This is a genomic window from Streptomyces sp. NPDC006309 (assembly GCF_040613095.1).
Classification (GTDB): Bacteria; Actinomycetota; Actinomycetes; order Streptomycetales; family Streptomycetaceae; genus Streptomyces.
Genome location: NZ_JBEXRO010000042.1, coordinates 17,014 through 38,326, shown reverse-complemented (window position 1 = coordinate 38,326; position 21,313 = coordinate 17,014). Strand labels below are relative to the sequence as shown.

Annotated in this window: 17 protein-coding genes; 14 read left to right on the top strand and 3 right to left on the bottom strand. The window is 73.2% G+C overall.

Annotation, left to right across the window (positions count from 1 at the left end):
* The 6 genes from ABZ117_RS32865 to ABZ117_RS32840 form a co-directional block, all read left to right on the top strand.
* A partial coding sequence (locus tag ABZ117_RS32865) for an alpha/beta fold hydrolase (RefSeq protein ID WP_356826213.1) occupies positions 1 to 2,644 on the top strand: 2,644 nt, incomplete at its 5' end.
* 642 nt (positions 2,645 to 3,286) lie between these two features.
* Positions 3,287 to 4,090 carry an ABC transporter ATP-binding protein gene (locus ABZ117_RS32860; protein WP_356826211.1) on the top strand — a complete coding sequence of 268 codons (804 nt, stop codon included), beginning with the start codon at positions 3,287 to 3,289 and terminating at the stop codon, positions 4,088 to 4,090.
* Positions 4,090 to 6,600: an FtsX-like permease family protein gene (locus ABZ117_RS32855; RefSeq protein ID WP_356826209.1), complete on the top strand. Its 2,511-nt coding sequence runs from the start codon at positions 4,090 to 4,092 to the stop codon at positions 6,598 to 6,600. The genes ABZ117_RS32860 and ABZ117_RS32855 overlap by 1 nt, the downstream gene beginning before the upstream one ends.
* Positions 6,601 to 6,686: 86 nt before the next feature.
* Positions 6,687 to 7,985 (top strand): sensor domain-containing protein, encoded by a 1,299-nt coding sequence (locus tag ABZ117_RS32850; RefSeq protein WP_356826207.1) that lies wholly within the window; start codon positions 6,687 to 6,689, stop codon positions 7,983 to 7,985.
* Entirely contained in the window at positions 7,949 to 8,593 is a 645-nt protein-coding gene (locus ABZ117_RS32845) for a response regulator transcription factor (protein WP_356826205.1), read from the top strand. Before ABZ117_RS32850 ends, ABZ117_RS32845 begins: the two co-directional genes overlap by 37 nt.
* 122 nt (positions 8,594 to 8,715) lie before the next feature.
* Positions 8,716 to 9,471 (top strand): alpha/beta fold hydrolase, encoded by a 756-nt coding sequence (locus ABZ117_RS32840; RefSeq protein WP_356826203.1) that lies wholly within the window; start codon positions 8,716 to 8,718, stop codon positions 9,469 to 9,471.
* 167 nt (positions 9,472 to 9,638) lie between these two features.
* Here the strand turns inward: ABZ117_RS32840 and ABZ117_RS32835 are convergent, their stop codons facing one another.
* The 3 genes from ABZ117_RS32835 to ABZ117_RS32825 are packed head-to-tail and all read right to left on the bottom strand — an operon-like array spanning position 9,639 to position 12,381.
* On the bottom strand, positions 9,639 to 9,830 hold the full coding sequence (locus ABZ117_RS32835) for a ferredoxin (protein ID WP_356826201.1): 192 nt from the start codon (positions 9,828 to 9,830) through the stop codon (positions 9,639 to 9,641).
* A 26-nt stretch (positions 9,831 to 9,856) separates the two neighbouring features.
* On the bottom strand, positions 9,857 to 11,092 hold the full coding sequence (locus ABZ117_RS32830; protein ID WP_356826199.1) for a cytochrome P450: 1,236 nt from the start codon (positions 11,090 to 11,092) through the stop codon (positions 9,857 to 9,859).
* Positions 11,093 to 11,148: 56 nt separating this feature from the next.
* Positions 11,149 to 12,381 carry a cytochrome P450 gene (locus tag ABZ117_RS32825; RefSeq protein ID WP_356826197.1) on the bottom strand — a complete coding sequence of 411 codons (1,233 nt, stop codon included), beginning with the start codon at positions 12,379 to 12,381 and terminating at the stop codon, positions 11,149 to 11,151.
* 642 nt (positions 12,382 to 13,023) lie between these two features.
* Here ABZ117_RS32825 and ABZ117_RS32820 point away from each other — a divergent pair.
* From ABZ117_RS32820 to ABZ117_RS32785, 8 genes are read left to right on the top strand one after another with little or no spacing between them, the layout of a single operon-like run.
* Positions 13,024 to 13,920: a proline iminopeptidase-family hydrolase gene (locus ABZ117_RS32820; protein WP_356826195.1), complete on the top strand. Its 897-nt coding sequence runs from the start codon at positions 13,024 to 13,026 to the stop codon at positions 13,918 to 13,920.
* A 38-nt stretch (positions 13,921 to 13,958) separates the two neighbouring features.
* Positions 13,959 to 14,894, top strand: coding sequence for an acyltransferase domain-containing protein (locus tag ABZ117_RS32815; protein WP_356826193.1), 936 nt, complete (start codon positions 13,959 to 13,961; stop codon positions 14,892 to 14,894).
* A gap of 26 nt (positions 14,895 to 14,920) precedes the next feature.
* Positions 14,921 to 15,172 (top strand): phosphopantetheine-binding protein, encoded by a 252-nt coding sequence (locus ABZ117_RS32810; protein WP_356826191.1) that lies wholly within the window; start codon positions 14,921 to 14,923, stop codon positions 15,170 to 15,172.
* Between the two features lie 25 nt (positions 15,173 to 15,197).
* Complete coding sequence (locus tag ABZ117_RS32805; RefSeq protein ID WP_356826215.1) at positions 15,198 to 16,760, top strand: amino acid adenylation domain-containing protein; 1,563 nt, start codon at positions 15,198 to 15,200, stop codon at positions 16,758 to 16,760.
* Positions 16,757 to 18,283 carry an AMP-binding protein gene (locus ABZ117_RS32800; RefSeq protein WP_356826189.1) on the top strand — a complete coding sequence of 509 codons (1,527 nt, stop codon included), beginning with the start codon at positions 16,757 to 16,759 and terminating at the stop codon, positions 18,281 to 18,283. The genes ABZ117_RS32805 and ABZ117_RS32800 overlap by 4 nt, the downstream gene beginning before the upstream one ends.
* On the top strand, positions 18,280 to 19,518 hold the full coding sequence (locus ABZ117_RS32795) for a type III PLP-dependent enzyme (protein ID WP_356826187.1): 1,239 nt from the start codon (positions 18,280 to 18,282) through the stop codon (positions 19,516 to 19,518). The genes ABZ117_RS32800 and ABZ117_RS32795 overlap by 4 nt, the downstream gene beginning before the upstream one ends.
* Positions 19,518 to 19,970 carry a cobalamin-dependent protein gene (locus ABZ117_RS32790; protein ID WP_356826185.1) on the top strand — a complete coding sequence of 151 codons (453 nt, stop codon included), beginning with the start codon at positions 19,518 to 19,520 and terminating at the stop codon, positions 19,968 to 19,970. Before ABZ117_RS32795 ends, ABZ117_RS32790 begins: the two co-directional genes overlap by 1 nt.
* Positions 19,967 to 21,247 carry a methylaspartate mutase gene (locus ABZ117_RS32785; RefSeq protein ID WP_356826183.1) on the top strand — a complete coding sequence of 427 codons (1,281 nt, stop codon included), beginning with the start codon at positions 19,967 to 19,969 and terminating at the stop codon, positions 21,245 to 21,247. Before ABZ117_RS32790 ends, ABZ117_RS32785 begins: the two co-directional genes overlap by 4 nt.
* Positions 21,248 to 21,313 lie beyond the last annotated feature (66 nt).

Genomic DNA, 21,313 nt, shown 5'->3' with positions numbered 1-21,313 from the left:
GCGGGTACGGCTGCTGACCGAGGAGCGGGACTGGCCGGCGACGGAGCGTCCGCGCCGGGCGGGCGTCTCCTCCTTCGGCATCAGCGGCACCAACGCCCACGTCATCATCGAGGAGCCGCCCGTGGCGGACCCGGCGGACCCGGCGGACACCGAAGCGGACGCTCCCGCCGTCGTATGGCCCCTGTCCGCACGCTCCGCCCAGGCCCTCCCCGCCCAGGCCGAGCGGCTGCACACGTTCCTGGCGGACCGGCCCGAGCTGCACCCGGCGGCCGTCGCCCGGGCGCTCGGCACCCGGCGCACCGCCTTCGGCCACCGCGCCGCCGTCACCGGCACCGACCGGGAGGAACTGCTGGCCGCCCTGCGTGCCCTCGCCGCCGGGGCGCCCCCACCCACGGCCGCCACCGGCCGGGCCCGGACCGGCACCCGTACCGCCTTCCTGTTCACCGGGCAGGGCGCCCAGCGCCTCGGCATGGGCCTGGAACTGCGCGCCCGCTACCCGGTGTTCGCCGCCGCCTTCGACGCGATCGACGCCCGGCTCGGCCTGGACCTGGCCGGGGTGCTGGCCGGCGACGACACCGGCGCGATCCACCGCACCCGGTACGCGCAGTCGGCGCTGTTCGCGTTCGAGGTCGCCCTGTTCCGGCTGCTGGAGTCCTTCGGTGTACGGCCCGACGTCCTGGCCGGTCACTCCGTCGGGGAGATCGCCGCCGCCCATGTCGCGGGCGTCCTCGGCCTGGACGACGCCTGCACGCTGGTCGCCGCCCGCGGCCGGCTGATGCAGGCGCTGCCGGAAGGCGGCGCGATGATCGCCGTACAGGCCGGCGAGGACGAGGTACGGCCGCTGCTGGACGACCGGGTCGGACTCGCCGCGGTCAACGGGCCGTCCTCGGTGGTCCTCTCCGGCGAGGAGGCGGCGGTGCTCGCCGCCGCGGAGGGCTTCGCGAAGGCCAAGCGGCTCACCGCCTCGCACGCCTTCCACTCACCCCTGATGGAGGACATGCTCGACGAGTTCGGGGCCGTGGCCGAGAAGCTGGCCTTCCACGTGCCGCGCATCCCGCTGGTGTCCACCCTCACCGGCCGCCCCGCCGAGGACGAGCTGTGCGACCCCCGCTACTGGGTGCGGCACGTCCGGGAGACGGTCCGGTTCGCCGACGCCGTCGCCGCCCTCACCGCCGCGGGCGCCGGCCGCTTCGTGGAACTCGGCCCCGACGCCGTCCTCACCGGCCTCGCCCGCGCGTGCGCGGACGCCGACGGCGCCCTCTTCGTCGCTCTCGGCCGGCGCCACGGCAGCGAACCCACGACCCTCATGGCGGGCCTCGCCCGGCTGTACGCCGACGGCCTCACCCCCGACTGGGCCGCGCTCTTTCCCGGTACGGCCCGCGCCGAACTGCCCACCTACGCCTTCCGGCGCGACCGGTACTGGCTGAACGCGGACGTGGCCCTCACCACCGGCCTCCCGGCCGAGCCCGTGCGCCCCGCCGCGACCTTCCCCGCGGACACCGAGCCGCTGCGGCAGCGGCTGGCCGATGCCCCGCCGGCCGAACAGGAGGCTCTGCTGACCGACGTGGTCCGGGCCCAGACCGCCGCGATCCTCGGCCACGCCGGACCGGAGGCCGTCGAGCCCGACGCCGTCTTCCTGGAGATCGGCATGGACTCCGTCTCCGCCGCCGAACTCCGCGGCGCCCTCGGCACCGCACTGGGCACCACCCTGCCGGCCGGTGCCGTCTTCGACCACCGCACCCCGGCCGCCCTCGCGGCCGTCCTGCGCGGACACCTGGCCGGCGGCGTCACGGACCCGGCCGGCGCCGACGACCTCGAATCGGTCGGCGGGCTGGTGCGGCGCGCGGCGGCCGACGGGCGGATGGCGCAGGCCATCGAGCTGCTGCGCACGGTCGCCGGCATCCTCCCCGGCTTCTCCTCCCTGGCCGAGACCGGCGGTATCACCGATCCGGTGCGGCTGGCCGCCGGCGACGCCTCCCCGCGGCTCGTCTGCCTGCCCTCGCCCATGGCGCTCGGCGGCGCCCACCAGTACGCCCGTTTCGCCCGGCACTTCCAGGGCCGCCGGGAGGTCCTGGTGCCCGCGATGCCCGGCTTCGGCCCCGGCGAGGCACTGCCGCGCTCCGTGGACGCGGTGCTGGAGGTGGTCGTCGAGGGCATCCGCCGGGCCTGCCCGGACGAGCGGCCGTACGTGCTCGTCGGGTACTCCTCCGGCGGCCAGTTCGCCCACGCGGCGGCCGAGCTCATGGAGAAGGCCGGACAGCCGGCCTCGGGGGTGGTGCTGCTGGACACCTATCTGCCCGGGGAGGACGGCAAGGACGAGCTGTGGCGGCAGATGTTCGACGGCATGCTGGACCGCGAGTCGTCCCTCGGCGGCTTCGGCACCGCCCGCCTCGCCGCGATGAGCCGCTACAGCGACCTGATCCAGCACTGCCTGCCGGGCGCCCTGACCGCACCCGTGCTGTTCGTGCGGCCCACCGAGTCCTTCGCCACCGGCACCGACGACTGGCGCGCGGTCTGGCCGGTGGAGCACCAGCCGGCCGAGGTGCCCGGCACGCACTTCACGCTGCTGGAGGACTTCGCGGCGGCCACCGCCGAGGCGGTCGAGTCCTGGCTGACGGCATCACCGGCGGCCCGGTCCGCCTGAGCCCGTACTCCCCGAGCCGGCGATCCCCGGACGGGGAACGGGTATCGCACGTGTTCCGGCGCGGGCGGCTGAAAAGCCGCCCGCGCCGCGCATTTCGCTTACTCGCCGGCCTCATGGAAATGCGCCAACCATGCCTGAATATCACATCGGACACTGTCCGGGTCGACACCTAATCGCAAGGCGATTTCATCCGCGGCCAATTCCGGTCGCCAGTCGCTGCGCCGGAGCGCCAGCCACATCGTCGTGCCACGTGGGCCGCACTGGTGCCGCTTCCCGGTGCGCTGTGAGAACAGCTCCAGATAACCGTCGGGCCGGACATGTGCGGTCAGCTCGGGGTCAGGCCTCCTGGCCATACGACTTCCCATCTTCCGTGGATTCTTCGGTCGGCTTCGACCGTACCCGCAGCAACGCCCCGGGACACGGGTGGCAATCGGCCCTTTCGCAGGGGAGTCAGATATCCGGACACGGTGGTGACACCGCTGCATGAATTCCACCGGGAACCTGCCGGAACCTGGCCCGCAGAGGTAGAGAAACCTCTACCTCGAACCGGCCGGTCAATGCCAATGTGCCGCGGCCGCGGCGTTCCTAAAGTGGTCCGCAGACACCGCGTGAGAGGCGCGTCATCTCTTAGGGGAGCCCCGAGTGCACACTTCACAGGACCTCCGTCGTACGGAGGCGGTACGGCTGGACGCCGTGTCGAAGACCTACGGGCGAGGAGACAGCCAGGTGGCCGCACTCCGCGGGCTCAGCATGAGCTTCGCCGACGGCACCTTCACCGCGGTGATGGGCCCGTCCGGATCCGGCAAGAGCACCTTCCTGCACTGCGCCGCCGGACTGGTCCAGCCCACCTCCGGCACGGTCACCGTCGGCGGCACCGACCTCGCCGGCCTGGACGACACCCAGCTCACCAAGCTGCGCCGCGACCGGATCGGTTTCATCTTCCAGTCCTTCAACCTGCTGCCCGCGCTGACCGTCATGCAGAACATCACGCTGCCGCTGCAACTGGCCGGACAGCGCCCCGACAAGAGCCTGATCCGCACCGTCGTCCAGCGCGTGGGCCTGGGCGACCGGCTCGGCCACCTGCCGTCCGAACTCTCCGGCGGCCAGCAGCAGCGCGTCGCCATCGCCCGCGCCCTGGTGACCCGCCCCGCCGTGGTCTTCGCCGACGAGCCCACCGGCGCCCTGGACACCCGCACCGCCGCCTCCGTGCTCGGCCTGCTGCGCGAGTCCGTCGACACCGCCCGCCAGACGCTCGTCATGGTCACCCACGACCCGGTCGCGGCCTCCCACGCCGACCGCGTGGTCTTCCTCGCCGACGGCACCTTCGCCGGCGAACTGCTCCGGCCGACGGCCGACGCGGTCGCCGCCCGCATGACCAGGCTCGGCGCCTGGGAGGACGACGGCCACCGGCAGAGCGCGCCGCAGCACTCGGGGGGACGATACTGATGTGGCGCCTGGCACTGCGTACCCTGAAGTTCCGCAGGACGAGCTTCGTCGCGACCTTCCTCGCCATGTTCCTGGGCGCCGCCATCGTCATCGGCTGCGGCGGCCTCATGGAGACGGGCGTCCGCATGGCGGCCGACCCGCAGCGCCTGAGCGGCGCCCCGGTCGTCGTCACCGGTGAACAGACCTACGACTCCGGCGCACTGACGGAGCGGCACCGCATCGACGCCGGCCTGGCCGGCGAGGTGGCCGGGACCGACGGTGTGCGCACGGCCGTCGCCGACGTGTCGTTCCCGGCCACCGTCCTCAAGGACGGCAGGCCGGTGACCGGCGAGTCCGCCTCGTACGGCCACGGCTGGGCGAGCGCCCGGCTCACCCCCTATACCCTCGCCGCCGGTAAAACCCCCGTCGCCGGCGGCGAGGCCGTTCTCGATGCCGGACTCGCCCGGCGGGCCGGCGCCCGCCCGGGGTCCTCGGTCGACATCGTCGTCCGGGGCACCGCCCGGCGGTTCCGGATCAGCGGCATCGCCGAGCAGCGCGGCGACCACAACCCCGACGCGGCCGTGTTCTTCACGGACGACGAGGCACGCGCCCTCGGGGGCGGCCGGATCGACTCCATCGGCGTGCTGCCCGCACCGGGCACGAGCGTCACCGCCGTCGCGGACGCGGTGCGCGCCACCGTCGGTGACCGCGCCGAGGTGCTCACCGGCGAGCGCCGGGGGCTGGCCGAGCTGCCCGGCACCCTCGCCAGCCGGCGCACCGTCGTCATCCTCGCGGCGGTCTTCGGCTCGTCGGTCGTGCTGATCGTGATGTTCGGCGTCGCCTCCACCCTCGGCCTCTCCCTCCAGCAGCGCGCCCGCGAGATGGCCCTGCTGCGCGCCGTCGGCGCCACCCCCGAGCAGCTGCGCCGGATGATCCTCACCGAGACGGCCGTGCTGTCGGTGGGATCCGTACTGCTCGCCCTGCTGCCCGGATACGCCGTCGGGCGACTGCTGTTCGGGGTGCTGACCGGCAGCGGCGTGGTGTCGTCGGCGATCGTCTACCACGCCGGCTGGATGCCGATGGCGGTCGGAGCGGCCGTCACCGTCCTCGCGGCGGCCGGCGCCACCCGGTTCGCCGGACGCCGGGCCGCCCGCACCGAACCGGTCGCCGCTGCGGCCGAAGCCACCGCCGGCACGCACTGGTTCAGCGTGCCCCGGCTGCTGCTCGCGCTGTTCTTCCTCGCCAACGGCATCGGCCTGGCCGTCGCCACCGCCACCGTGATGGAGGACGGGCCCACCCTCGCCAGCACCGCCGGACCCGCCTCCGTGCTGTTCGGTATCGGCCTCACCCTGCTCGCGCCCGGTCTCACCAAGGCCCTGGTGGCGCTGCTCCGGCTGCCCGTCCGGCTGCTGTCCGGGCTCTCCGGCCACCTCGCACTGCGCAACGCCGCCACCGCCAACGTCCGCATGGCGGGCGCCGTCGCGCCGATCGTCCTGCTCATCGGCATCGCCACGGGCACCCTGTACATGCAGTCCACCGAGGACCACGTCTCCCGGACCTCCTACGACCGCAACATCCTCGCCGACTACGTCCTCGACTCCAGGACCGGCGGATTCGCGCCCGGCGTCGTCGACAGGGTCCGCGCCACGCCCGGGGTGGCCGCGGCCTCCGAGTTCGTCACCGGCCGCGGCTTCGTGGACCGCCCGGACGGCCCGGCCGACGTCGACCTGCGCGGCGTCTCCGCCGACGGGGTACGCCAGAGCCTGGACCTCCCCGTCGTCGCCGGCTCGCTCGGCGGCCTGCACGGCGACACGGTGGCCCTGTCCGACAAGAAGGCCCGCGCGTACGGCGTGCGGGTCGGCGACCGGCTGCCGATGCACCTCGGCGACGGCACCGCCGTACGCCCGGTCGTCGTGGCCCTCTACACCGACAACCCCAAGCAGCAGTACCTGACGCTGCCCGCGGCGGCCCTCGCCCCGCACACCGGTGACGGGCTGCCGCACCAGATCCTGGTCCGCGCCGCGCGCGGCGGCGGCGCCGAGGTCCACGGCCGCCTCGCCGCGCTGGCCGCCCGGGTGCCCGGCACCGAACTGGACGACAGCTCCTCCCTGGCCGGCCGGAACAACCAGATCCAGCAGATCCTGGTGTCCGCGAACTACACCATCGTCGCCATGATCGTCGGGTACGCCGCGATCACCGTCGTCAACACCCTGGTGTCCGTCACCCGCAAACGGCGTGCCGAGTTCGGCCTCCAGCGGCTCACCGGCGCCACCCGCGCCCAGGTGATCGGCATGCTGGCCGTCGAGGGCGTGCTGATCGGGATCGTCGCCACCGTCCTCGGCACCCTCGCCTCCGCGATGACGATCGTCCCCTACAGCCTCGTCAAGAGCGACTCCTACCTGCCGTCCGGGTCCATCGGCATCTACCTCGCCATCGTCGGCGGGTCCGTGCTGCTGGTCTTCGGCGCCACCCTGCTGCCCTCCTGGCGCGGTATGCGCAACCCCGCCGTGGACATGGTGAAGGCCGCGTGACCCACCCCCTGGCCGGGCCGTCCCCGCTACCCCCGAGCGGGGGCGGCCCCTCCCTGACCGGCGGGCCGGGATGGGAGCATGAGGACATGAAGACTGTGCCGGTCACGTGGCGCGGCCGGCTCCGCCGCGCCACCCTGGACACCCTGGTCGGCGTGGCCGTCGCCACCGGAGCCCTGCTGTCGATCGTCCTCTTCGTCACCACCACCTACTTCATCGTCCTGTGCCTGATCGGCATCGGCTTTCTCGCACTGCCCTACCTGACCCGGGCCGTGCGCCGGCTGTGCGATCTCAACCGGCGGGCGGCCGCACGCTCCGGCGTCCCGGTGGAGCGGCCCTACCGGCCCGAACCGGAGGAGATCGAGAAGGACATCGTCGGCTGGATGCGCCGCTGCAAGTGGATCCTCGCCGACCCCGCGACCTGGCGGGACCTGCTGTGGCTCCTGCTCAACTGCGTGGTCGGACTCGCCGGTTTCGTGCCGGCCGCACTGCTCTACTACGCGGGGGAGGGACTGTTCCTGGCCTGCGGCCTGTGGCGGCCCCTCGCGCACGACGGACAGGGCCGCTGGTACGCCTTCGTCACCGTCGACAGCTGGCCGGCCGCCCTCGCCGCCGGTCTGCTGGCGCTCGTCGTGCTCACCGGCTGGCTGTTCCTCGGCCCGCCGGTGCTCAAGGGGTACGCCTACTTCGTCCGGTTCCTGCTCGGCCCGACCCGCGGCTCCCGACTCGCCGTACGGGTACAGCACCTGTCCGAGACCCGCTCCGGGGCCCTCGACATCCAGGCCGCCGAACTGCGCCGCATCGAACGCGACCTGCACGACGGCGCACAGGCCCGGCTGGTCAGCCTGGGCCTCCAACTCGGCGCCGTGGACCGTAAGATGAACCAGGAACCCGAGGAGGCCCGCCTGCTGCTGCGGCAGGCCCGCACCTCGTCCGTGCAGGCCCTGCGCGAACTGCGCGACCTGGTCCACGGCATCCATCCGCCGGTCCTCGCCGAACGCGGCCTGGCCGACGCCCTGCGCGCGCTGGGCCTGGCCAGCCCGCTCGACGTCACCGCGGTGGTGGACCTTCCCTGCCGGCTGCCCGACCCGGTCGAGTCCGCCGTCTACTTCGCGGTCTCCGAGCTGCTCACCAACGCCCTCAAGCACGCCGACGCGCGGTGCGTGGAGATCGTCGCCTGGTGCGAGGACGACACCCTGCACGCCCGCGTCACCGATGACGGCCGCGGCGGCGCCGACGCGTCGGCCGGGAGCGGCCTCGCGGGCATCCGGCGGCGGCTGGCATCCTTTGACGGGACCCTGGAGATCAACAGCCCTCCGGGCGGTCCGACCGTGATCAAGATGGAGCTGCCGTGCGCGTTGTCCTCGCCGAAGACCTCTTCCTCCTGAGGCAGGGGATCATCCAACTGCTGGAGGCGTACGGATGCGAGGTGGCCGCGGCGGTCGACAACGGCACGGACCTCGCCGCGGCGCTCGCCCAGCACCGGCCCGACGTGGCGATCGTCGACGTACGGCTGCCGCCCACCTTCACCACCGAGGGCCTCCAGGCCGCCCTGCGGGCCCGCCGGGAGCAGCCGGGCCTGCCGATCCTCGTCCTCTCCCAGCACGTCGAGCAGATGTACGCCCGCGAGCTGCTGGCGGACGGCACCGGAGGCATCGGCTATCTGCTGAAGGACAGCGTCCTGGACGACGAGCAGTTCATCGACGCCGTACGCCGGGTCGCGGCCGGCGGTACGGCCATGGACCCCGCCGTGGTCGCCCAGCTGATGACCAGTCACTCCCGGGACCAGCCACTGGCCGCGCTCACCGCGCGGGAACGGGAGGTGCTGGAGCTCATGGCCGAGGGCTGCTCCAACACGGCGATCGCCCAGCGGCTCACCGTCACCGAGGGCGCGGCGGCGAAGCACATCTCCAACATCTTCACCAAGCTGACGCTGCCGCCGTCGAGCGACAGCAACCGCCGGGTGCTCGCGGTGCTCGCCTACCTCAACGCCTGAGCGGTGCAACGCGGTTGGGGCGGGTAGGGGTGGCCCGCCGTACCCCGCGCGCGTGAGACTGCTGGGGCCCGGCCGCGTCCCCGCGCCGCGCGGCCACCGCCAGGAAGGGATACGCCCGCCCCATGACCACGCTCACGGAGCACGACCGTCTCTGGATACGCCGCTACCACCCCCGCCCCGACGCGGCGGTCAGACTGGTGTGCCTGCCGCACGCGGGTGGCTCGGCGACCTTCTACCACCCGGTCTCGGCGGGCATGCCGGCGTCCGTCGACGTGCTCGCCGTGCAGTACCCGGGCCGCCAGGACCGCCGCACCGAGCCGTGCGCCGAGAGCATCCAGGAGCTGGCCGACCAGGTCACGTCCGTGCTGCTGCCGTGGACGGACCGACCGCTGCTCCTCTTCGGGCACAGCATGGGAGCGACCCTCGGCTTCGAGGTGGCCCGCCGGCTGGAACGCGACCACGGCGTCGTTGCGCACGCGCTGTTCGCCTCCGCCCGCCGCGCCCCCTCCTGCCCGCGCAGCGAATCCGTCCATCTGCGCGACGACGACGGGCTCGTCGAGGAGATGCGGCGGCTGAGCGGGACGGACTCGGCGATCCTCGACGACGTCGAACTGATCCGCATGGCCCTGCCCGCGATCCGCGCCGACTACCGGGCCGCGGAGACCTACGTCTACGAGCCGGGGCCGAACCTGCGGTGCCCCGTCGTCGCCCTGGTCGGCGACGACGACCCCAAGGTCACCGTGGACGAGGCACGCGCCTGGTCACGCCACACGGACGCGTCGTTCGAGTCCCATGTGTTCCGGGGCGGCCACTTCTACCTCACGTCCCATCAGCGGCAGGTGCTCGGCCTGCTGGCGGAGACGGCGGCGCGGGCGTGAGGCAGGTCCTCGGGGACCGGGCGCGGCAGCGGCATCGGGCCGGGGACGGCGCCGCGTTCGCGCGGCCCGGGGACCGGTGCGCCCTGCCGTCGGCGAGGACGCGGAAGCAGCGCCGAAGCCCCTTGCGGGCGTCACCCGCAAGGGGCTCCAGCGCGTTCGCCGGGGTGTCAGCCGTGCACGCGGATGGTGCGCGACGGGCACAGGTCGGCGGCCTCGAGGACCTGCTCGCGCAGGTCCTCGGCCGGCTCCTCCCGCAGGACCGTCACCAGGCCGTCGTCGTCCTGGTCGAACACCTCGGGGCTGAGGAGCACGCACTGGCCAGAGCCCACGCACCGGGCGCGTTCGGTGGTGACACGCATGAGGGGCGCTCCGTTCGGGTCGGCCGTCACCAGGTGACGGGGAGTTCGTAGACGCCGTAGACCATGGCGTCGTCCTTGAACCGCAGCTCGTCCGGCTCGGCGGCCAGCCGGAGGCCGGGGACGCGGCGCACCAGCGTGCCGTAGACGGCCTCCAGCTCCACCCGGGCGAGGTTGGCGCCGATGCACTGGTGGATGCCGTAGCCGAACGCCAGGTGGCCGCGGGCCTCCTTGCGGCGGATGTCGAGGGTGTCCGGGTCGGGGAAGACGGACTCGTCGTGGTTCGCCGCGTTGTTGAGGGCGAGGATGCCCTCGCCGGCGCGGATGGTGATGTCACCGACCTCGATGTCCTCCGCCGCGACCCGGGCGGTGCCGGAGTCGGAGATGGAGAAGACCCGCAGCAACTCCTCGACGGCGTTGGGAAGCAGGCCGGGGTCGGCCCGCAGCGCGGCCATCTGCTCCGGGTGCCGCAGGAGGGCCAGCACCCCGAGGGCGATCATGTTGGCCGTCGTCTCGTGCCCCCCGACCAGCATCAGCCGTGCCATCGTCACCACGTCGGCGTGGTCGGCGATTCGCTCGGTGCGGTTCTTCTCCAGGAAGCGGCTGATGAGGTCGTCGCCGGGCTCGTTCTCCTTCAGGGTGACGAGCTTGTCGAGGTACGCGTCCAGGGCCTGCACCGCCGCCCCGTACTCCGCCGGGCTCAGCTCGTGGTTCATCATCGCCGCCGACCACTCCTCGAACCGGGCGTGGTCCTCGTAGGGCACGCCGAGCAGTTCGCAGATCACCAGCGAGGGCACCGGCAGGGCGAGGGCGGCGACCAGGTCCACCGGGCCGCCCGCCGCCAGCATCGCGTCCACGTGCTCGTCCACGATCTGCTGGATCCGCGGGCGCAGTTCCCGCACCCGGCGGGCGGTGAACTCCGGTATGAGCATGCGGCGTTGCGCGGTGTGCTCCGGCGGGTCCAGGTTCAGCATCATCAGCCGGATCTGCGCCAGCATCTCCTCGGGGATGTGGAACTGGTGCGGATAGCCCGGCAGTTTCAGATTGGAGCTCACCCGGCTGTCGCCCAGCACCTGCCGGACGTGATCGTGCCGGGTGACCAGCCAGGCCGGCTTGCCGTTCACCTTCAGGGCGGCGCGCGAGACCGGGTTGTCCGCGCGCATCTCGGCGTACTCGCGCGGCTCGCTGAACGGGCAGGTGCGTCGCATCGGGAACCGCGGGAGCGGCGACTCCGCCTCGGGTGCGGCGTCGGCTGACTGGGACATGGCTGCCTTTCGGACGGAGTCGGTGCCGGAACAGGGGGGACAGAGGCGGTGCGGTGTCACCAGGTGACGGGCAGCTCGTACAGGCCGTAGACGATCGCGTCGTCCTTGAACCGCAGCTCCTTCACCGGCGCGGCCAGGCGCAGCGTCGGGACCCGCCGCAACAGCGTCGTGTAGACGACGTCCAGCTCCAGGCGCGCCAGGTTCTGGCCGATGCACTGGTGGACGCCGTAGCCGAACGCCAGATGGCTGCGGGCCTCGCGCCGCAGGTCCAGGCGGTCGGGGTCGGGGAAGACGCGTTCGTCGTGGTCGGCGGCGTTGTTCAGCGGCAGGATGCCCTCGCCGGCGCGGATGGTGACCCCGCCCAGCTCGATGTCCTCCAGGGCGACCCGGGCGGTGCCCGCGTCGGAGATGGAGAAGAAGCGCAGCAGCTCCTCCACCGCCTTGGGCATCAGCTCCGGCTCCGCGCGGACGGCGGCGAGCTGCTCGGGGTGCTCCAGCAGGGCCAGCACCCCCAGCGCGATCATGTTGGCGGTCGTCTCGTGCCCGGTGACCAGCATCAGCTTGGACATGCTGACGATGTCGGAGTGCTCCACCGCCGGGGTCCGCCGGTTGAACTCGATCAGCCGGCTGATCATGTCGTCGCCCGGCTCGGTCTCCTTGGCGGTGACCAGCCCGTCCACGTACCGGTCCAGCTCGTAGTGGGCGCGGCCCCGGTCCTCCTCGCTGATGTCGTGGTTCATGATGGCCCACGCCCACTCCTCGAACCGGCCGTGGTCCTCGTAGGGCACGCCGAGCAGTTCGCAGATCACCAGCGAGGGCACCGGCAGGGCGAGGGCGGTGACCAGGTCGACCGGACCGTCCGCGCCCTTGGCGAGCATCTGGTCGATCTGCTGGTCCACGATCTGCTGCACCCGTTCGCGCAGCTCGCGCATCCGCCGGACGCTGAACTCCGGAGCCAGCATGCGGCGCTGGACCGTGTGGTCCGGGGGGTCCATGGAGAGGAACGTCAGCGGCACCGACTGGAGCACCTCCTGCGGCACCGGCACCTGGAGGGGGTACCCGGGCAGCTTCAGGTTCGCGCTGACCCGCGCGTCACCCAGCACCTTCTTGTACAGGTCGTGCCGGGTGACCAGCCACGCGGGCTTGCCGTCGACCTTCAGCCGCGCCCGGGAGACCGGCGCGGTCTCGCGCAGCTCGGCGTAGGCGGCCGGCGGGCTGAAGGGGCAGGCCCGCCGCATCGGGAACTCGGGCAGCGCGGCCTCGTCGGCCGGTTCGGCAGGTGCAGTCATCAGGTCCTCTTCACACGGGAGGGAACGGGACGCGCCGGCATCGCAGCGGGTCCGCGGCCGGGCGCCGGTGCGGCGCCGCCGGCCGTCCCTGGCACGCTAGGCAGCCACGCCGACGGACCCCAACCCCTAGCCGCCCCTAGGCCGTGTCGTCGGACTCCCGCCTGTTCCACGACGCCCTGCACGCACTCTCGCCGCACCGGGCCCCGACCCGAGTACGTCCAGTACGAGAGTCAGCACCCGGCACGCCGACAGCACGCACCTGACGCCGCAGAGCCCGCCCTCCGGGCGGACGGCGGGAGTCCGACGACACGACCCAGGGCCTGATCGAGCCGGATCAGGGCGCGGTGCCAGGGTCCGCGAGCCCGGCACGATCCCAACGACAGGCCCTGGCGGACCGGGTACGGCCGGTGCCGCCGGGGCCTTGCCGGCGCCGGCGCCGCGGGGAACGCCCCCCGGGAGCCCCCCAGTTCGCCGGGCTGCGCCTAGGGGCGGTTAGGGGTCTGGTGGCGGCGCGGGGGCCGTTAGCGTCGGCTGCGGACCACGGCAGAGACAGCGATCGCCCCGCGCCCCGGCTCTCCCCGTCCCGGCCGGTGTCCTGGTCCCGGCCACCGCCACGTCCCGCAGCGAGCAGAGGTGATCAGCGTGTCCCCGGAAGCCAGCGCGAAGGGCACCGTCCCCTTCGGGGAGTACCGGACCTGGTACCGGGTGACCGGTGAGCTCGGCGCGGGACGGCCGGCCCTCGTCGCCGTGCACGGCGGGCCCGGCAGCACCCACGACTACCTGCTGCCGCTCGCCCGCCTCGCCGACGACGGCTGGCCCGTCGTCCACTACGACCAGCTCGGCAACGGCGGCTCCACCCATCTGCCCGGCAAGGAACCCGGGTTCTGGACGGTCCAGCTGTTCGAGGACGAACTGGCCAACCTCGTCCAGCGGCTGGGGATCGCCGACGACTACGTGCTGTTCGGCCAGTCCTGGGGCGGCCCCCTGTGCGCCCGGCACGCCATGACCGCCCCGCCCGGCCTGCGCGGACTGGTCGTCGCCAACGCGCCCGCCTCCTACCCGATGTGGCTGAAGGAGATGGCCCGGCTGCGCGCGGAACTGCCGCCGGAGGTGGAGGAGACCCTGCTGCGGCACGAGGCGGCCGGCACGTACGACAGCGAGGAGTACCTGGCGGCGATGCGGGTCTTCTACGACCGTCACGTGTGCCGCCTGACGCCCTGGCCCCGGGACTTCCTGTCCTCCTTCATGGAGATCTACAACGATCCGACCGTCTACTACGCGATGAACGGCCCCAACGAGTTCCATGTCATCGGCTCCCTGAAGGACTGGTCGATCGTCGGCGAGCTGCACCGGATCCGCACCCCCACCCTGCTGATCAGCGGCCGCCACGACGAGGCCACCCCGGCGGTCGTCCAGCCCTACCACGACGAGATCCCCGGAGCGCGCTGGGAGATCTTCGAGGAGTCCAGCCACCTTCCCCATCTGGAGGAACCCGAGCGGTTCCTCGCGGTGATGACCGACTTCCTCAAGAGCCTGTGACGCTTTGGAGCCTCGTGAAAGGGGGCGGGGATCCCGCCATGGCACACGACACCGCGCTGGTCTTTCCCGGCATGGGACCCGTTCCGTTCGCCGAGGTGGGCAGGTTCATGGTGGCCAACCCCATCGCCCGGGAGCTGGTCGCCGTCGCCGACGACGCCCTCGGCTACTCCCTCTTGGACGCCTTCCGGACCGCCCCGGGCGACTACTCCGAGGCCGCCCAGGTCGCCTTCTTCGTCAACTGCCTGGCCTGCGCCCACTGGGCCCGGGACCACCTCGGCGTGGAACCGGACATCGTCGCCGGCCCCAGCTTCGGCGAGAAGGCCGCCCTCGCCTACACCGGCGCCCTGGAACTGCCCGACGCCGTCCGGCTGACCGCCGAGATCGCCCGCTGCCTGGAGGAGTACTTCGCCACGGAGCACCGGGACATCGTCACCCTGTCCTTCGTCCGCGCCCCGCGCGACGGCCTCGACGCGGTCCTCGCGGAGCTGGACGAGGCGGGGGAGTGGCACGAGATCTCCTGCCACATCGACGACGGCTTCTACATGGTCTCCCTGTCCGAGCACCGCGTGGCCTGGATGGAGGAGCGGCTGCGCGCCATCGGCAGCCTCCCGCTGTACACCATGCGGCCCCCCATGCACGCCTCGGCGTTCCGGTCGCTGCGCGACAAGGCCGCCCGCGAGGTGGTGTCCCGCTACTCCTTCGCCGATCCGGAGCTGCCCGTCGTCGCCGACCAGGACGGCCGGCTGCTGCGCACCGGCGAGGAGCTGCGCACCATGCTGCTCGACGGCTTCGACCACCCGATGAACTGGCCGAGCGTCACCACGGCCCTGAAGGAGGCCGGCGTCCGCCGCCTGTGCGTCGCCGGGCCCGACAGCCTCTTCGGCCGGGTGCCCTGCACCACCCGTCACTTCGACGTCGTCGCCGCGCAGCCGCGGCTGGCGATGACCCCCCGGCGCCCCAGCCGCGCCGCCTGACCCCGCCCGACTCGATGGAGGCCCCCATGTGGGACGACCGGTTCGAACAGATACTCCGCCCCTTCCTGCCCTTCCTCCCGCCGCAGGAGGAACTGGCCCCGGAGTCCGACCTGAAGGACCTCGGCCTGGACTCGCTCGGCATGGTCCAGCTCCTCGGCACGCTGGAGGAGGACTACCAGGTCCGCTTCCGCGACAGCGCGCTCACCATGGACACCTTCCGCACCGCCGGCGTGCTGTGGGACACCGTGCGGGGCATGCTCCAGAGCACCGCGAGCTGACGGGGCGGCCACCGTGGACCCCACCATGGACGGCACGCTGTCCGGCCGGTTCGCGCGCGGCCTGGCCGTCGCCCCGGACCGGCCCGCGCTGCGCGCCGACGGCGTCGACCTCACCTACCGCGACCTGCACGAGAACGCCCTCGTCCGGGCCGGCTCACTGCTCGCCGGGCTCCCCGAGCCGCCGCCCGCCGTGGGGGTACTGGCCGGCAAGGGACCCACGGCGTACGCCGCCCTGCTGGCCGGCCTGTACAGCGGCGTCACCGTCGTACCGCTCCAGCCCGCCTTCCCCGCCGCCCGCACCCGGCAGATGATCGAGGCCGCCGGGGTCGGCGCGCTGCTCGCCGACGACGACGCGCTGCCCGCCCTGACCGCGCTGCACGAGGCCGGTGTCACCCTGCCGACGCTCTTCGCGCCCGGCGGGCAGCCGATGCCGGCGCTCGCCGTCGACCCGGACAGCGCCCTGAAGGCCCCCATGCCCGCCCGGCCCTCCGACATCGCCTACGTGCTGTTCACCTCCGGCTCCACCGGCCGGCCCAAGGGCGTGCCCGTCACCCACGCCAACACCGCCCACTACTTCCGGCTGCTCGACCGGCGCTACGACTTCGGCCCGCACGACGTCTTCTCGCAGACCTTCGACCTCAACTTCGACTGCGCGATGTTCGACCTGTTCTGCGCCTGGGGCGCCGGCGCCACCGTCGTCCCCGTACCGGCCCGCGCCTACGCGCGCCTGCCGGAGTTCCTGGCCGAACAGGGTGTGACCGTGTGGTTCTCCACGCCCAGCGCGATCACCCTGGTGCGCCGCACCGGCGGGCTCGCGCCGGGCGCCCTGGGTTCGCTGCGCTGGAGCTTCTTCGCGGGGGAGGCGCTCAGCTGCAAGGACGCCGAGGACTGGGCCGCCGCCGCGCCGGGCGCCGCACTGGAGAACCTGTACGGCCCGACCGAGCTGACCATCACCGTCACCGCGCACCGCTGGACACCGGGACGGCACCTGAACGACATGGTGCCCATCGGCGCCGTCCACCCGGGCCACGAGACGCTGCTGCTCGACCCCGCCGGCACGCCCACCGCCGGCGACGAGGGCGAACTGTGCATCGCCGGACCGCAGTTGACCCCCGGCTATCTGGACCCGGCCGACGACAGCGGACGGTTCCTCCAGCGGGACGGCCGGCGCTACTACCGCACCGGCGACCGCGTCCGCCGCGCCGGCGACGGCGGCTGGCTCTACCTGGGCCGGCAGGACGCGCAGGTCCAGGTGCACGGGATCCGGGTGGAACTGGCCGAGGTGGACGCCGCCGCACGCACCTGCCCCGGCGTCGAGGACGCCGTGACCGTGGCGGTGCCCGTGGACGGCACCGTGGAACTGGCCGTCTTCCACACCGGCACGCCCATGCCGCCCGCCCGGCTCGCCCGCCACCTGCGCCGGCTGCTGCCGGCCGCGATCGTCCCGCGCGCCTACCACCACCTGGACGTCCTTCCGCTCAACTCCAACCGCAAGACCGATCGCAGGAAGCTCGCCTCCCAGGCCACGGCCGTGCGGCAGTCCGCCGGAGCCGGAGGCACACACGAAAGGCGGCAGGAGTCGCAGTGAACGGTCAACCGACAGTGCCGGCCCGCACCGACGCCCGGGTGCACGACCTGCTCGACGAGGCCACCGCCGAGCGCCCCGACGCCCCGGCGGTCGCCGACGGCGCGGGCCGCTGGACGTACCGGGAACTCGCCGCCCACAGCCACGCCGTCGACGCCTGGCTGGAAGCGCGCGGCATCGGCCACGGCGACCGGGTCCTGGTCCAGCTGCCCAGCACCCGGGAACTGGTCGCGCTGCTGTACGGCACCGCGCGCCGGGGCGCGGTCCTGGTCCCCGTCAACACCGGCATGAAGGACTTCCACCTGCGGGCGGTCGTCGAGAACGCCGAGCCCTCCCTGGTCGTCGTCACCGACACCGCCGTGGACCGGATCGGCGCCCTCACCGGCGGCGTACCGGTCCTCGGGCTCGGCGAGGCGTGGCCGGACATCACCGCCCTGCGCGACCGCGGAGCCCGCTCCGGCGGAGCACGGGTCGGCCCCGAGGACAACGCCGTCCTCGTCTACACCTCCGGCTCGACCGCGGCCCCCAAGGCGGTCGTCTGCCCGCACGGCCGCATGGTCTTCGCCACCGAGGCCATCAACCTGGAACTCGGCTACCGCCCCGACGACGTGGTGTTCTGCCGCTTCCCGATCTCCTGGGACTACGGCCTGTACAAGGTGCTGCTCACCGCCGCCGGCCGCAGCGAACTCGTCCTCGCCGACGGCGAGTCCGACCTGGTGCTGCTGCGCCGCATCCGGGAGACCGGCGCCACCGTCGTCCCCATCGTGCCGTCCCTGGCCACCATGATCTGCGCCCTCGCCGAACGCGAACCGGCCCACGAGTCCCGGGTGCGCATGTTCACCAACACCGGTGCCGCGCTGCCCAAGCCGACCGCTGACGGGCTGCGCACCGCGTTCCCCGGCGCGGAGGTGGTCATCCAGTTCGGGCAGACCGAGTGCAAGCGCGTCTCCGTGCTGCCGCCCGCCTTCCAGGACGCCAGGCCCGACTCGGTCGGCCGCCCGCTGCCCGGCACCCGCGCCTTCGTCGTGGACGACGAGGGACGGCCGCTGCCGCCCTGGCAGACGGGCGAGATCGTGGTCGAGGGACCGCACGTCATGCCCGGCTACTGGCGGGCCCCGGAACAGACCGCCCGCGCCTTCCGCCCCGCCCCCGACGGCGGACTGCGGCTGCACACCGGCGACTACGGCCATGTGGACGAGGACGGCTTCCTCTACTACGAGGGCCGCCGCGACGACATGTTCAAGCACAAGGGCGTGCGCATGAGCACCACCGAGATCGAGGCCGCCGCCACCGACGTCCCCGGCGTCCGCGCCGCCGCCGTTCTGCCGCCCGCCGAAGGACGTGACCTCGCCGTGTTCGCCGAGGGCGACATCGACCCGCACGCCCTGCTCAAGGAGCTGTCGCTGCGGCTGGAGCCCGCCAAGGTGCCCGGCGTGAGCCGCGTCGTCGCGGAACTGCCGCTGACCCCGCACGGCAAGCACGACCGCAAGCGGCTCGCCCGCCTCCTGGAAGGACCCACCCCGTGACCGGCCCCACCGAACTCGCCGAGCGCTTCGGCACCCCGTCCTACGTCTACGACCTGGACCGGGTGGCGGCGGCCCGCGACGACCTGTTCGCCGCGCTGCCCGACGAGGTCGAGGTGTTCTACGCCGCCAAGGCCAACCCGCACCCCGAACTCCTGCGCGAGCTGCGCACCGGCGGCGCCCGCGGCTGCCGCGCCGAGATCAGCTCCACCGGCGAACTCGACGCCGTGCTGCGGGCCGGCTTCCCCGGCGACCGCATCCTCTACACCGGCCCCGGCAAGACCACCGGGGAGCTGACCGAGGCGCTGACCCGCGGCGTCCGCCTGTTCTCCACCGAGTCCCACGACGACCTGCGCCGCGTCGGCGAGACGGCACGCGGGCTGGGCCTCACCGCCGACTGCCTGCTCCGGGTCAACAACGCCACCGGCGCCGCCGCCACCAGCATCCGCATGACCGGCGTGCCCTCGCAGTTCGGCTTCGACAGCGAGACCCTGCCCGGCCTCGCCGCCCGCCTGCGCGACGTCCCCGGCACCCGCATCGCCGGACTGCACTTCTTCCCGCTGAGCAACGCCAAGGACGAGGCGAGCCTCATCGCCGAGTTCCGGCACACCATCGCCACCGCCGCCGCCCTCCAGCAGGCCCTGGGCGTCACCCTCCGCTTCCTCGACATCGGCGGCGGGTTCTCCGCGCCCTACGCCGTGCAGGGCGAGCGCCCCGTCTACGGCGAGCTGCGCGACGCCCTGGCCGCGACGCTGGACGAGCACTTCCCCGGCTGGCGGGCGGGCGCCCCGCACATCGCCTGCGAGTCCGGCCGCTACCTGGTCGCCGACAGCGGCACCCTGCTCACCTCCGTCGTCAACGTCAAGGACAGCCGCGACCACCGCTATGTCGTCCTCGACGCCGGCATCAACACCTTCGGCGGCATGTCCGGACTCGGCCGGATCCTGCCCGTGTCCGTCGAACCGCACGAGTCCGTCGGCGCGGACGGCACCCCCGCGAGCCTCGCCGGACCGCTGTGCACCCCGGGCGACCTGCTCGGCCGGAACGTCCCGCTGCCGCCACTGGCACCGGGCGACCTGCTCACCGTCCCCAACGCCGGCGCGTACGGCCCCACGGCCAGCCTGCTGATGTTCCTCGGCAGGCCCGCCCCCGCCGAGATCGTCGTACGCGGCGACGACCTCGTCTCCGTCTCCCGCATCGAGCACACCCGCACCTACGACCACGGACAGGCCCTGTGATGAGCCCCTTCCCGGCCCAGCCCGCCCCCGGCGACCAGCCCGTGCTGGTGGCCGGCGGGATCTCCGACTCCCACACCTGGAACCTCGTCTACCTCCAGCTCCTCCTGGAGGAGCACGGGCACCGCGTGGTCAACCTCGGCCCCTGCGTCCCCGAGGACCTGCTCATCGCCGAGGCCCTCGCCCACCGCCCCTCCCTCATCGTGGTCAGCAGCGTCAACGGCCACGGCTACCACGACGGCATGCGGACCGTCACCCGGCTGCGCGAACACCCCGGCCTCGCCGCGGTGCCCGCCGTCATCGGCGGCAAGCTCGGCATCGCCGGCCCCTGCGGCGCCGACGAGGTGGCCGCGCTGCGCGCCGCCGGGTACGACGAGGTGTTCGACGACAGCGCCGAGGGCGTCGCCGCCTTCCGGCGGATGCTCGGCACGCTGCCGCAGCGGGCCCTGGTGTGACCGGCGGCGGGTTCGGCGCGTTCGTGCGCCGGGCTCACGACGCCGGCCACCTGGTGGTCCAGCCCCGGATGGGGATGAGCAGCCCGGAACGGATGCGGGCCGGGCTGCTCGCCACCCGGAACGCCAGAGCCACCACCGTCGGCACGATCACCCTGGACAGCTACACCCGGGTGGGTGACCTGGAGTCGGCCGAACTCGCCGTCCTGGAGGGCGTGGCCCTCAACGGCTACCCGATCGTGAGCCACGCGCCGGCCGTCACCCGGCAGGTGCTCGACGGCATCCACGGCCCCGGCTTCCCGGTCCAGGTCCGGCACGGCTCGGCCGCGCCGCAGGACATCTTCCGGGCGCTGACGGCCGTCGGACTCGACGCCTCCGAGGGCGGCCCGGTCTCCTACTGCCTGCCCTACGGCCGGGTCCCGCTGCGCGAGTCCGTCGCCCACTGGACCGCCTCCTGCGAACTGTTCGCCGGCCTGCGGGAGTCGGGGGCCGAACCGCACCTGGAGACCTTCGGCGGCTGCGTCCTCGGCCAGCTCTGCCCACCCAGCCTGCTCGTCGCCGTCAGCGTCCTGGAGGCGCTGTTCTTCCACCGGCACGGCATCCGCAGCATTTCCGTGAGTTACGCGCAGCAGACCGATCCCCGCCAGGACGCCGAAGCGGTGGCCGCGTTGCGCGGACTGTGCGCGCGATTCCTGCCGGACACCGAATGGCACGTCGTCGTCTACGCCTACATGGGGCTGTATCCGGAAACGGAACGGGGCGCCTACCGGCTGCTCGGGAAAGCGGCCGAACTCGCCGTCGCCAGCGGCTCGGAACGGCTCATCGTGAAAACCGTCGCGGAATCCCGCCGCATTCCCACGGTGTCCGAGAACACCGCCGCCCTCGAATACGCGGCGGCGGTCGCCGCGCGCACCCCCCGCGCCCCGCTGGACGCCACCGGCACTCAGACCTACGCGGAGGCGGCCGCCCTGGTCGACGGGGTGCTCGAACTGGACGACGACCTCGGTACGGCCCTGCTGGCGGCGTTCGCCGAGGGACGTCTCGACGTTCCCTACTGTCTGCATCCGGACAACGCCGGATCCAGCCGGAGTTATATCGCCGCGGACGGCCGGCTGGCCTGGGCCGACATCGGGAAGATGCCGCTGAACGGCATCGCCGACGTACGCCCGGCGCAGGCCGTCACCTCCGCGGAACTGCTCGACTCCCTGTCCTATGTACGCCGTTCGTTCGACCGGCACGACCCCGACGACACCCCGGCCCGCGAGGCCGCCCACCCCTAGGGGTGCTTAAGGGTGTGGCCTCTCGGGGGCCGTCACTACGGTGTGGAAAAAGGTGAGGAGAACCGG